At 73.1% G+C, this 11,782-nt stretch carries 11 protein-coding genes; 5 read left to right on the top strand and 6 right to left on the bottom strand.

What is annotated here, in order from left to right; all coding sequences use genetic code 11:
- Positions 1–182: 182 nt before the first annotated feature.
- On the top strand, positions 183–1,397 hold the full coding sequence (locus tag AZE13_RS03945; RefSeq protein WP_066926766.1) for an ABC transporter ATP-binding protein: 1,215 nt from the start codon (positions 183–185) through the stop codon (positions 1,395–1,397).
- Positions 1,394–2,512 carry an ABC transporter permease subunit gene (locus AZE13_RS03940; protein WP_079123654.1) on the top strand — a complete coding sequence of 373 codons (1,119 nt, stop codon included), beginning with the start codon at positions 1,394–1,396 and terminating at the stop codon, positions 2,510–2,512. The genes AZE13_RS03945 and AZE13_RS03940 overlap by 4 nt, the downstream gene beginning before the upstream one ends.
- Positions 2,513–2,584: 72 nt before the next feature.
- On the opposite strand, the gene AZE13_RS03935 is transcribed toward AZE13_RS03940, so the two are convergent.
- Positions 2,585–2,899 carry an ATP/GTP-binding protein gene (locus tag AZE13_RS03935; RefSeq protein WP_066926764.1) on the bottom strand — a complete coding sequence of 105 codons (315 nt, stop codon included), beginning with the start codon at positions 2,897–2,899 and terminating at the stop codon, positions 2,585–2,587.
- A 186-nt stretch (positions 2,900–3,085) separates the two neighbouring features.
- Between AZE13_RS03935 and AZE13_RS03930 the strand changes: the two genes are divergently transcribed.
- Entirely contained in the window at positions 3,086–4,135 is a 1,050-nt protein-coding gene (locus AZE13_RS03930; RefSeq protein WP_066926761.1) for an LLM class flavin-dependent oxidoreductase, read from the top strand.
- 119 nt (positions 4,136–4,254) lie between these two features.
- Here AZE13_RS03930 and AZE13_RS03925 read toward each other — a convergent pair whose 3' ends face one another.
- Positions 4,255–4,647 carry an SCO5389 family protein gene (locus AZE13_RS03925; protein WP_066926759.1) on the bottom strand — a complete coding sequence of 131 codons (393 nt, stop codon included), beginning with the start codon at positions 4,645–4,647 and terminating at the stop codon, positions 4,255–4,257.
- 280 nt (positions 4,648–4,927) lie between these two features.
- On the opposite strand from AZE13_RS03925, the gene nucS reads away from it, so the two are divergent.
- The gene (nucS, locus tag AZE13_RS03920) at positions 4,928–5,590 is read left to right on the top strand and encodes an endonuclease NucS (protein ID WP_066926757.1); all 663 of its coding nucleotides are present in this window, start codon (positions 4,928–4,930) and stop codon (positions 5,588–5,590) included.
- A 143-nt stretch (positions 5,591–5,733) separates the two neighbouring features.
- On the opposite strand, the gene AZE13_RS03915 is transcribed toward nucS, so the two are convergent.
- From AZE13_RS03915 to AZE13_RS03905, 3 genes are all read right to left on the bottom strand, one after another.
- On the bottom strand, positions 5,734–8,373 hold the full coding sequence (locus AZE13_RS03915; RefSeq protein WP_066926755.1) for an AAA family ATPase: 2,640 nt from the start codon (positions 8,371–8,373) through the stop codon (positions 5,734–5,736).
- Positions 8,374–8,821: 448 nt separating this feature from the next.
- Positions 8,822–9,145: an STAS domain-containing protein gene (locus AZE13_RS03910; protein WP_066926753.1), complete on the bottom strand. Its 324-nt coding sequence runs from the start codon at positions 9,143–9,145 to the stop codon at positions 8,822–8,824.
- 172 nt (positions 9,146–9,317) lie between these two features.
- A complete protein-coding gene (locus AZE13_RS03905; protein ID WP_066926751.1) occupies positions 9,318–10,166 on the bottom strand; it encodes a 3-hydroxyacyl-CoA dehydrogenase family protein in 849 nt (282 codons plus the stop codon).
- A gap of 272 nt (positions 10,167–10,438) precedes the next feature.
- Here AZE13_RS03905 and AZE13_RS03900 point away from each other — a divergent pair, with 272 nt between their 5' ends.
- On the top strand, positions 10,439–11,011 hold the full coding sequence (locus tag AZE13_RS03900) for a cob(I)yrinic acid a,c-diamide adenosyltransferase (protein WP_066926749.1): 573 nt from the start codon (positions 10,439–10,441) through the stop codon (positions 11,009–11,011).
- An 8-nt stretch (positions 11,012–11,019) separates the two neighbouring features.
- Here AZE13_RS03900 and AZE13_RS03895 read toward each other — a convergent pair whose 3' ends face one another.
- Positions 11,020–11,607, bottom strand: a complete 588-nt coding sequence (locus tag AZE13_RS03895) for a hypothetical protein (protein WP_066926747.1) — start codon at positions 11,605–11,607, stop codon at positions 11,020–11,022.
- Positions 11,608–11,782 lie beyond the last annotated feature (175 nt).

Genomic DNA, 11,782 nt, shown 5'->3' with positions numbered 1-11,782 from the left:
CGCCACGGCGGGAAAGCCAACAACGTGGGAGGTCAGTCAAGCGCAGCGGAACGGCGGGAAAGCCAAAAACGTGGGAAGCAGGCCAAGCGCAGCGGAACGGTCAAGGGGAGATTAACCTCTTCATGCTCACGGGGGTACGACGGCGGCGCCTCTGCCCCGAACCATTTCGCGAGGGGCGGAGAATGATCGAGGCAGTCGGCCTGACGAAGCGCTATGGCGCCAAGACGGCCGTGTACAACCTGTCGTTCCAGGTACGGCCGGGGACGGTGACGGGGTTCCTGGGGCCCAACGGCTCCGGCAAGTCGACGACCATGCGCATGATCCTGGGCCTGGACACACCGACGTCGGGGCACGCGACCATCGCCGGGCGGCCGTTCCGCGGCACCCCCAACGCGCCCCGCCAGGTCGGTGCGCTGCTCGACGCCAAGGCCGTGCACGGCGGGCGGAGCGCGCGCAACCACCTGCTGAGCCTGGCGCAGCTGTCCGGTATACCGGCCCGCCGGGTAGACGAGGTGCTCGGCGTGGTCGGCCTGCAGGACGTGGCGGGCAAGCGCTCCAACGGCTTCTCGCTCGGTATGGGGCAGCGGCTCGGCATCGCCGCGGCGCTGCTCGGCGATCCGCAGGTGCTGCTCTTCGACGAGCCGGTGAACGGCCTCGACCCCGAGGGCATCCTGTGGGTGCGCAACCTGATGAAGCAGCTGGCGGCCGAGGGCCGTACGGTCTTCGTCTCGTCGCACCTGATGAGTGAAATGGCGCTCACCGCCGAGCACTTGATCGTGATCGGCCGCGGCCAGCTGCTGGCGGACATGCCGGTCAAGGACTTCATCTCGGCCCACTCCGCCGACTTCGCCCGGGTCCGCACCCCGGACACCGAGCCGGAGCTGCGGGAGAAGCTGTCCGCCGCGCTCGCCGAGGCGGGCGGCCAGGTGGCCCCGGAGCAGGACGGTGCGCTGCGGGTGACCGGACTGCCGCTCCCCCGGATCAGCGAGGTGGCGCACCAGGCCGAGGTCCGGCTGTGGGAGCTGTCGCCGCACCAGGCCTCCCTGGAGGAGGCGTACATGCGGATGACGCAGATGGCCGTGGACTACCGCTCGACGGCCGACCAGCGGTCCGGTCTCCAGCAGCCCCCGGCCGGGTACGCCCCGCAGGGTCTGCCGCAGGGGTACCCGGGCGGTCCGCAGCCCGGCGTTCCCGGGCAGGTGCCGGCCGGTGTGCCCGTTCAGGGGCAGCCGAATCCCTATGCGCAGCAGGTGCCCGGGGCGGGCGGTCCGCCGCCCGGGCAGCCGCAGGGGAATCCGTACGGGATGCCTCAGCCGTACCTGCCGCCCGCGCCCCAAGCCGCGCCCGCCGGCGCCCCCGCCGAACTCCCCACGCCGCAGAACGAGGACGCCCGATGACCAGCCCTCAGCAGCCCCAGCCGCAGCCTGAGCGCGGACCGCACGACACCGGTGCGCAGACGCAGCCGATACCTCCGGCCGCCCCGCCGGCGCCCGCCGGAGAGGCCGGCACGATGATGCTCAAGGCCCAGGAGCCGCCGGCCCCCGCCCCGGCCCGGGAAGCCGGCACGATGATGCTCCAGGCCCAGCCGATGCCCGAGCCGCAGCCGCTCGCGGCGCACGGTCCGGGCAAGGACGCGGGCACGATGATGCTCCAGGCCCCCCAGGCCCAGCCACCGCAGCCGCAGGCCCCGGCGCCCGCTCCCCCGCAGCCCGGCCCGGTCGGTTACGTCTCGCCCATCCCGGTGCGCCCCGCCCACCTCGGCCATGCGCTGGCCTCCGAGTGGACGAAGATCCGCTCGGTGCGCTCGACGATCTGGACGCTCGGCATCATGGTCGTCCTGATCCTCGGCATCAGCCTGATGGCCGCCGCCGCGCTCGGCAGCCCGGACCGCGAGGTGGACCCCAAGCTCGGATTCTCCTTCCTCGGCATCCTGCTGGGCACCCTGTGTCTCATCCCGCTGGGTGTCCTGGTGATCTCCTCCGAGTACGGGACGGGGATGATCCGCACCACCATGACCGCCTGCCCCAACCGGGCGCGGGTGCTCGCCGCCAAGTCGGTCGTCTTCTCCGGGCTCGCCTTCGTCATCACGACCCTCACCACGACCCTCGTCGCGCTGATCTTCAATGGCCTGGTCAACGGCCCGGCTCCCACCGCCGATCAGTGGCTCCGGGCCACCGTGGGCGTCGGTCTGTACGTGTCGCTGCTCGGGCTGCTCGCCCTGGCGGTGGGCTCGCTGCTGCGGCACTCCGCGGGTGCGATCAGCGCCATGCTCGGCGTGGTGCTGCTGCCGATGCTGCTCGCGGTCTTCATGATCGGCTCGGAGAGCCTCCAGGAGATCAGCAAGGCGCTGATCAGCTACTCGGTGCCCAACTCGCTGGCGACGCTCTACGACAACCCGTTCCTGGGCACGGAGTCGGGCCCGCAGGGCTGGACCCCGCTGTGGATCATGGCCGGCCTGACCGCCGTCGTCCTGGGCGGCGCCTTCGCGGCCCAGGCCAAGCGCGACGTGTAGCGCCGTGCGGAGACGCGCGGAGACGTCCGGAGATGTGTGGACGGGTGGACGGGTGACCGTCTGACGGGGGGGTCAGTACCTCGGCGCGTTACGGGACCGCTGGAGCCGCGCGCTCCGGCGGTCCCGTGCGTTCCAGCACGCCTTGTGCCAGTGCCGGCGGTCGTCGACACCGCCGTGCTGCGGCCAGGCGACGACGTGCGGGACCCCGGGCGGGATCTCCTGGTCGCAGCCGGGGCAGCGGTAGTGCTTGGCCGCGCCGCCGCCCCCGACCTGCCGTACCACCCAGTCCTCGCCGCGCCACTCCGCGGTCTCTTCCAGGCCGTAGCGGCTGGTGCCCGTGCGGTCGACGGGCTTCGCACCGCGCTGGCGGTTTCGACGCGGGGACACACAACACCTCGGGATGTGTACGGGGTCACGGGCTGTCACCAGCGTACGCGGCGGGCGCCGGGTCCGGTCGCCGGCCGGGGTTCCTGCGATCATCGGGAAATTTCGCGGCAGGCCGTGCCCTTGGCACGTGTCGGCCGTTGTTGCGTGTGAGGGGGGACCGCGTCGGCTGCGAGGAGGCAGAGAGCGATGCGCGTTGGGGCTTTCATCCTGGCCGCTCAGTTCCCCGGTCAGGGACAGGGGGAGGCACTGCACCGTGCGGTGCGCGCCGCCGAGGCGGCGGAAGAGGCCGGGCTCGCCGATGTCTGGCTCGCGGAGCACCACTTCGTACCGTACGGCGTCTGCCCGAATGCGGCGACGCTGGCCGCGCTGCTGTTGGGGCGCACCCGCCGGATCGGTGTCGGTACGGCCGTGAGTGTCCTGCCCACCCAGCATCCGGTGACGCTCGGTGAGCAGGCCGCGCTGCTGCACCTCACCTCCGGCGGGCGGTTCACGCTGGGCGTCGGCCGCGGCGGCCCCTGGGTGGATCTGGAGGTCTTCGGCGCCGGTCTCGCCGCGTACGAGCGGGACTTCCCCGAGTCGCTGGACCTGCTGCTGCGCTGGCTGCGCGAGCCGCGGGTGGGCGCGCGGGGCGAGCGCTATACGTTCCGGGAGGTGGCGGTGGTGCCGCGGCCGGACCAGGCGCTGGGCGATCCGGACGATCCGTGCGCCGGGCCCCCGGGGCCGCCGGTGGTGATGGCCTGTACGTCGCCCTCGTCCGTGCGGACGGCCGCCGAGCGCGGGCTGCCGATGCTGCTGGGCATGCACTGCGGTGACGAGGAGAAGGCGGAGATGGTCGCGCTGTGGCGGCGCTGCGCGCGCCAGGCCGGCCGGGACGGCGACGCGATCGCCTCCGCCGGGCATGTCTCGGCGGGCGTGGTGCAGATCGCGGACGACCGCGCGGCGGCGACGGAGAGCCTGACGAAGGCGATGCCCGGCTGGCTGCGGCAGGGCCTGGGCGCGCATGTGACGGTCGACGGCCGCTATCGCGCCATGCGCGATCCGGTGGCGTACACGGAGCTGTTGTGCGGGCTGCATCCCGTCGGCCCGCCGGAGCTGTGCGCGGACCGGCTGGCGGCCAGCGCGGAACGTACCGGCATCACCCGCTTCGCGCTGCTGGTCGAGGGCTCCGGTGATCTCGCGGCGACGGAGGAGAACGTCCGCCGGTTGGGCACCGAGGTCCTGCCGCGGCTGGGGTGACGCCCGGTACGGAGGGCGGGTGGCCGTCCGGGTGGTGGCGTCGGCGGCACGGTGTGCTGCCGCTGGCACATCGTGGAGGAGCGCGCCCTACTCCTCGTACGCAGCGGCAGCAACCCCCCTCAGCAGTCGCGGAGTTCGGGCGACTGGTTCAGCAGCTGGCCCCGGATCGAGGTGAACTTGGCCAGGCGGTCGTCCACCACCGGGTCGAGCGGGAAGACCGCGACCCGGTGACAGTTCTGGAAGGCGAGCCGCACACCGAAGTGCCGCTCCAGCGAACCACGGATCGCGTCACTCGCCAGCGCGCGCAGCAGCTGGCCGCGCGCCTGCTCGTCCGGCGGCGGCGTCTGATTGTCGGCGAAGTCTCCGCCGTCCACCTTCAGCTGTGCCACCAGAGAGCTGATCATCCCCCATGCGTAAGGCAGGGAGTTCCGGACGCAGTCGACAAAAGCGGCTTCGTCGACCTCGCCTCGCTCGGCCTGTTCGAGGAGGGCCGGTGAGACGTCGAGCGACATGAGGTTCTCCTCTCGCGGCCCCGTCGGGACGGACAGGGCCTAGGGACGGGACTGGGGAGTCCGCGACGCAGCGTGTTCGCCTCACAACCCCCCGCGTCAACCGTATGCCGCGCAAGAGGCCTGCACCAGGAGATTGCACATACAACCGGCCAATGGCGAGCGCCTGGGCTGCGGCGATTTCCGCCGTAACGCCGCTCCCCGTGGCGCCCCGGGCCGTCACGGGCCCCCGGGAACCGGCCGAATCGCGCAGCGGGCCCCCGGTCGAGTAGCGTGGCGCACCATGCGTCTCGTCATCGCCCGCTGCTCCGTGGACTACGCGGGCCGGCTCACCGCCCACCTGCCGTCCGCCCTCCGTCTCATCCTGGTGAAGGCGGATGGCTCCGTCTCCGTCCACGCCGACGACCGGGCCTACAAACCCCTGAATTGGATGTCCCCGCCCTGCACCCTCAAGGAGGGCGACGGCAGCGTGTGGACGGTGGAGAACAAGGGCGGCGAGAAGCTCATCATCACCCTGGAGGAGGTCGTGCACGACTCGTCGCACGAGCTCGGCGTCGACCCGGGGCTGATCAAGGACGGGGTGGAGGCCCACCTCCAGGAGCTGCTCGCCGACCGGATCGAGACCCTCGGCGAGGGCTACTCCCTGATTCGGCGTGAATACCCCACTGCCATTGGCCCGGTGGATATCTTGTGCCGGGACGCCGACAGCCAGACCGTCGCGGTCGAGATCAAGCGCCGCGGTGAGATCGACGGGGTCGAGCAGCTCACCCGCTATCTCGAACTCCTCAACCGCGACCCGCACTTGGCCCCGGTCAAGGGCGTCTTCGCAGCGCAGGAGATCAAGCCGCAGGCCCGGGTGCTGGCCACCGACCGGGGTATCGGCTGTGTCGTCCTGGACTACGACGCGCTGCGCGGCATCGAGGACGACAAGCTCCGCCTGTTCTGACCCGGCCGGCCGGCGGGACGGCGCGCGGCAGCACGGCAACAACGGCATGGCCGACACGGCGTCACACAGCGCGACGGCCCGGTCCTTCCCGGACCGGGCCGTCGCGCTGTGCTGGGGTGCGTTTGTGGTGCCGTGCCGGGGCGTCAGGCGGCCGGGGCGCTCTCCTGCGTACCCGAGGCCGGGCCCGCGCCGTCCGGGGAGCCGCCGACCGAGGAGCCGCCGACGGACGGGTCACCGGCCGAGGACGCGACGGCGCTCTCCGAGGGGCTCTGCGTCGTCGGTTTGTCGGTGGGCTTGTCCGTGGGCTCGTCGGTCGGCGTCGGGTCGGTGGGCTCGTCCGTCGGCGTGGGGTCCGTGGGCTCGTCGGTCGGCGTCGGGTCGGTCGGCTCGTCGGTCGGCGGGGTGGGGCGGGTCGGCCGGCCGGTCGGGCGGGCCGTGGGGCTCGTCGGCCGGGTGCTCGGGTCGGTCGGCGCGTCGCCGGTCGCGGGGGCGCTGGGGGACGGGGACGGGCCGCCGGTGCGGGCCGGGCTGCCGGGGCGGGTGGTGCCGGGACGGGCCGAGGGCCGGTCGGTGCCGTCGTCGGGCTTGCCGGTCGACGGGTCCGGGGTGGCGCTGTCCTCCGTGGTCTGCTCGGTGATGACCTTGTTGTCGGAGCCGGCGTCATCGCCGTCGGAGGTCAGGCCGAGGGTGACGACCGTGCCGAGGACGGCCACCAGCAGCGCGCCGGCGCCCGCGGCCACGAGGTTGCGGCGGGCGGTCCCGCCGAACGCCCGCTTGCCGGCCGCCTTGTGGCTGCCGCCCTTGCCGGTGCCGCCGACGGCCGGGAGGGCCGTGGTGGCGTCGGAAGTCCGGCCGGCATCCCGGACGGCGGCCAGTTCCGCGGTGTCCGCCGCGCCCGCGGCCCGCAGCTTGGCGGTCGACACCGCGTCGGGCGAGGCGGCCTGCGGGCCCGTCGGCGCGTCCAGGCCCTTGGGGACGTCCGGCTGCCGGGTGCCGGCGGCCGCCGCGGCGACCTGCGGCACGGCCGTGGTGACCGCCGAAGCGGCCCGCGCGCGGTCGGTGACCAGCGCCAGCGCCCGCCGCCCGGCCACCGCGCCGTCGCGGTCGGAGAGCACACCGCGCAGTCCGATGGACGCCTCCAGCTCGGCCCGGGCCCGGTCGAGGCTGCCGGTGCACAGCGCCAGCACCCCCAGCTCGTGGTGGAAGTAGGCCTCCTCGGCGACCTCACCGGCCAGCCGCGCGGCCTCCTGGCCGTACCGCAGGGCGCGCTCCCAGGCGCTCCAGTGCAGCGCCGCGGCGAACGCGGGGGCGGCCGTACGGGCGAGCAGCACGGCCGCGCTGGCGTGCCCGCCCTCCCGGCTGCCGGTCAGGACGCCCATCGCGGCCAGCGCCACATCGGCCTCGGCGGCGGCCCGCTCCGGGGTGACCGAGGGGTGGCCGGCCCACCAGGCGTAGTGCTGGGCGGCGGTGTGCGCCCGGGTGCCGGCGTCCTCGGCGTAGCCGGCGCCGGTCAGCTGGTCCTGGACGGTGGCGGCGAGCCGGTAATGGCCGGCCACCGGCGTGATCAGGCCGCAGGCCAGCAGCTCGCCGAGGGCGGCGTCGGCGTGGGTGTCCTGGGTGAGGGCCGGCAGGTGCGCCTGGTGGGGCAGGTCACCGCCGAGCGCGACGGCGAAGCGCAGGGTCTCCCGGGCGGCGTCGCTCAGCCGGGAGGCGAGCAGCGGGGCGGGCGCGGCGGCCTCGCCGAGGGACGGCAGTGGCGGCTCCGGCGGACCGTCGTCCCCGTCCGGTGTGGCGTCCTGCGGGCCGTCCGCCGCCCGCTGCGCCGTCTCCGGCGTCTCCTCGGGGAAGAGTCCGTACCCGTCGTCGAGGGCGCCGGATCCGCCGCGCTGCCGCTCGCGCTGCCGCAGCAGGGCGGCGGCCTGGACGAACCGCAGCGGCAGCCCTTCGGACTCGAACCAGAGGTCGGCGGCCCAGGCCTCCTCGTCGTCGGTGAGCGGCCGGTCCACGGCCCGCTCCAGGAGCCGGGTGCAGCCGGCCCGGCCGATACCGCCGAGGAAGATCTCTTCGAGGTGCGAGCCGGGGCTGGGGGCCGCGACGTCGGGGGTGGCGGCGATCAGGAAGGCGCACTCGGGTGTGGCGTCGAGCAGCTCGTCCAGCGCGGCGCCGCCGAACTCCAGGTCGTCCAGGACGACGATCGCGCCGATGCCGGCGACCAAGCGCAGCAGCTCGGGCCGGTCCGGGCGGTGCTGCGGGGCCCGGTACACCGCGGTGAACAGCGCGTACAGCAGGTCGGTGGCGGTGCGGTGGTAGCCGGAGAGCCGGACCACCCCGTCGGGGGCGACTCCGGCACAGGCGGTGGCGACGGCGTCCAGCAGCCGGGTGCGGCCGGAGCCGGACGGGCCGGTGAGGCGTACCGAGCGGCCGCGGGAGAGCAGCCGGACCAGGCGCTCGGTGTCCTCGGTGCGCTCCTCGAGCGGAGCGTCGTACGGGGCGGAACCGGGCGGTCCAGGGGGCAGCGGGGGCGCCACGGCGCGGGCGGCCGCGGCGCGCTCCTGCGGACCGAGCTTGGCGGGGAGCGCGGGGCGCTCTCCGGGCGGGCAGGGTTCTATCTCGCTGCCGTCGACGGGGTTGACGGTGACGAGGTAGTTCCCGGAGACGAGCCGGACGACGCGGGCGGGCCCGCCGGAGCCGCCCTGCGCGCCGCCGAACGCGGAGGCCGGGGGCTCGGCGGGGTCGCCCTGCTCGCCGTACTCCTCGGGTCCCCGGTGGGTGTTCGGGTCCATGCTGCAAGCTCCCAGAGATGTGCTGTGCCGAAGTGCGCTCCGGCCGTCCGCACTCCGCCGGCCAGGTCCTGTCGTCACCCTCCCGTCGTCCGCCCGGAGGGCGGGCCCCGCGGTGTCCGGTGCACTCCGCCGCGGGGTTCCGCGGGCCGTTCGGGCGTGGGGGCCGTGCCAGGCGTCGCGGGGCGGACGGGAGGGTGGCGACCGGGCCTGGGGCGCCCTCCGCTGTCGCGTCTGGTCCGGTGCCCGCCGCGGATGATGGCATACGGGCGGGAACCGCACCCTAGCCCCGGAAGCGGGACGGTGCACCACCGGGGGCGGGCACTGACCGGAACGCCCGGAATTGACCGAGATCGCGCGATTTACCGCATCTTCTCCGGTTACGGCGTGTCCGCCGGAAGGCGGCCCCGCCGCCGTCCACCGCCGCGTTCACACCCGGTGGACCCCTTGTTCACACCCGAGGAAGCGATTCAGCTTCGATACCGCCCTCGATGGCGAGGATGCGGTGCAGCCGGGTGGCGACCAGCAGTCGCTGCATCTGGGGCGGCACACCGCGCAGTACCAGCCTGCGGTTGACCCGGCCGGCCCGGCGGTGTGCCCCCATGATCACACCGAGGCCGGTGGCGTCCCAGGAATGCAGCTCGGTGAGGTCCAGCACCAGATCACCCCGGCCGGAGTCGACGGCGGTGTGCAGGGCCGTGCGGGCGTCCGCCGCGCTGCGCACGTCGAGGCGGCCCTCGACGACCAGCTCGGCGTGGTCGCCCCTGATGTGCATATGCGCTCCCCTGTGTCATGGGTTCGTGCATGGACGTCTACAGATCTGACTGCCTCTCACGCGGCGAAGTTGCCGCCTGTAAGCGAACCGGTACCGCATTTCACCCCACCGGGTGATCCGATCGGGCCCGTCCGCCCTGACGCGGTATCAGCGCCGGCCCCGGCCGCCGGGTTCAGTGCTCGTAGAAGCCCTGCCCACTCTTGCGCCCGATGTCACCCGCGTCGACCATCCGCCGCATGATCTCCGGCGGGGCGAACTTCTCGTCCTGGGACTCGGTGTAGATGTTGTCGGTGGCGTGCAGCAGGATGTCGACACCCGTCAGGTCGGCGGTGGCCAGCGGCCCCATCGCGTGGCCGAAGCCCAACTTGCAGGCGGTGTCGATGTCCTCGGCGCTGGCCACACCGGATTCGTAGAGCTTGGCGGCCTCGACGACCAGCGCCGAGATCAGCCGGGTGGTGACGAAGCCGGCCACGTCGCGGTTGACGACGACACAGGTCTTGCCGGTGCTCTCGGCGAACTGCCGCGCCGTCGCCAGGGTTTCGTCACTGGTCTTGTAGCCCCGGACCAGCTCGCACAGCTGCATCATCGGCACCGGCGAGAAGAAGTGCGTACCCACGACCCGCTCCGGGCGGGAGGTGGCCGCGGCGATCTTGGTGATCGGGATGGCGGACGTGTTGGAGGCCAGTACGGCCTCGTCCTTGACCAGCTTGTCCAGCGCCTGGAAGATCTCCCGCTTGATCTCGATCCGCTCGAAGACCGCCTCGACGACGATATCGGCGTCCGCCGCGGCCTCCAGGTCGGTCGTGGTGGTGATCCGGGCCAGCGCCCGCTCGGCGTCGGCCGCCGCCAGCTTCCCCTTCGAGACGAACTTCTCGTACGAGGCCTCGATGCCGCCCTTCCCACGGGCCAGCGCCTCGTCCGTCACATCGCGGAGGACCACGTCCCAGCCCGCCTGGGCGGAGACCTGCGCGATACCGGACCCCATCAGTCCGGCCCCGATGACGGCGAGCTTCTTTGCCACTGCTGTCCCCTCACACCCTGTGCATTTGAAAGCCTGTTGGTCTGTCGGTCTCCCGCTGACGTTAGCGGTCGCGGGCGGCACGTGGGCGGGTTAGAGATGCGCGTCACTGCTTCCTGTTCCCGCTTCCCGTTCTCCCGGGCATCGCCGCGCGGACCGGAGAGCCGGGCCCCCTCGTCGCTCGCCGAGTTCCCGGCAGCGGGAGCGAGTTGTGCGGTGCGGGCCGCGGTGGCCGGCGCGGGCCTTTCGGAGAGCCGCGGCGTAGGCTCGCTCTTATGGTGAATCTGACGCGTATCTACACCCGCACGGGCGACAAGGGCACCACCGCCCTGGGAGATATGAGCCGTACCGCCAAGACCGATGCGCGGATCGCGGCGTACGCGGACGCCAACGAGGCCAACGCGGCGATCGGGGTGGCCCTGGCGCTCGGTTCGCTGCCGGAGGAGGTCGCCGCGGTGCTGCTGCGGGTGCAGAACGATCTCTTCGACGTCGGTGCGGACCTGTCGACACCGGTGGTGGAGAACCCCGAGTTCCCGCCGCTGCGGGTCGAGCAGAGCTACATCGACAAACTGGAGGCCGACTGCGACCGCTTCCTCGCGGACCTGGAGAAGCTGCGCAGCTTCATCCTCCCCGGCGGCACGCCCGGCGCGGCCCTGCTCCACCAGGCCTGTACGGTCGTCCGCCGTGCCGAGCGCGCCACCTGGGCCGCCTTCGAGGAACACAGCGACACGATGAACCCGCTCACCGCCACCTACCTCAACCGCCTCTCCGACCTCCTGTTCATCCTGGCCAGGACGGCGAACAAGGAGGTCGGGGACGTGCTGTGGGTACCGGGCGGAGAACGCTGAGGGGCCCCTCAGCGCAGGGTCTTCCGCGGCGGCAGGTCCGCCTGCCCCGTGGCGGCGGGCCGCGCCGGCTCCTTCTTCCGCCAGATGAAGTAGGTAGCGGTGATCACACCGTGGACGAGCAGGATGCGGGCCGCGGCGCCCTGCGTGGCGCGCAGCGAGGCGGCGTCGCCATCCTCGCCGACGTACCAGATGGCGGCCTGGAGCAGGGCGGCCGCGACGGCCATCCCCAGCAGCGTCCGCAGCCAGAGCCGCAGCTCGTGCCTGGCCCGGGGCAGGCCGTACTTCGGCGGCCTGACCGGCGGCGGGCCGCCTGCGAAGCGGTGCAGGAAGTGTCCGTCGGCCCACTTGATCATGTAGTGGCCGTAGGCGACGGTGAAGCCGATGTAGAGGGCCGCCAGACCGTGCTTCCAGTCCGCGGCGGCGCCGTTCTTCAGGTCGATCGCGGTGACGACCAGCAGGACCAGCTCCAGCAGCGGCTCGGTCAGCAGCACCGCCGCGCCGGTGCGCGGCATCCGTGCCAGGTACCGCAGCGCCAGGCCGGCCACCAGCAGCACCCAGAAGCCCACCTCACAGGCGATGATCAGCGCGACGACCACGGCTCTCTCCTATCTGGGCTTCAGGGGCTTCTTCACGGGTTTCCGGGCCTTCCGGGCCTTCCGGGCCTTCCGGGCCTTCCGGGCCTTCCGGGCCTTCCGGGCCTTCCGGCGAACGCCTCCGGACACCTCAAGGTTCCCAGCGGCTTCCGGCCGGAACGTCGTCGCAGATGACGAT

This window comes from Streptomyces sp. NBRC 110611 (assembly GCF_001590865.1).
Classification (GTDB): Bacteria; Actinomycetota; Actinomycetes; order Streptomycetales; family Streptomycetaceae; genus Streptomyces.
The sequence above is the reverse complement of the archived record's forward strand: the minus strand, read 5'-3'. Positions and strand labels throughout refer to the sequence as shown.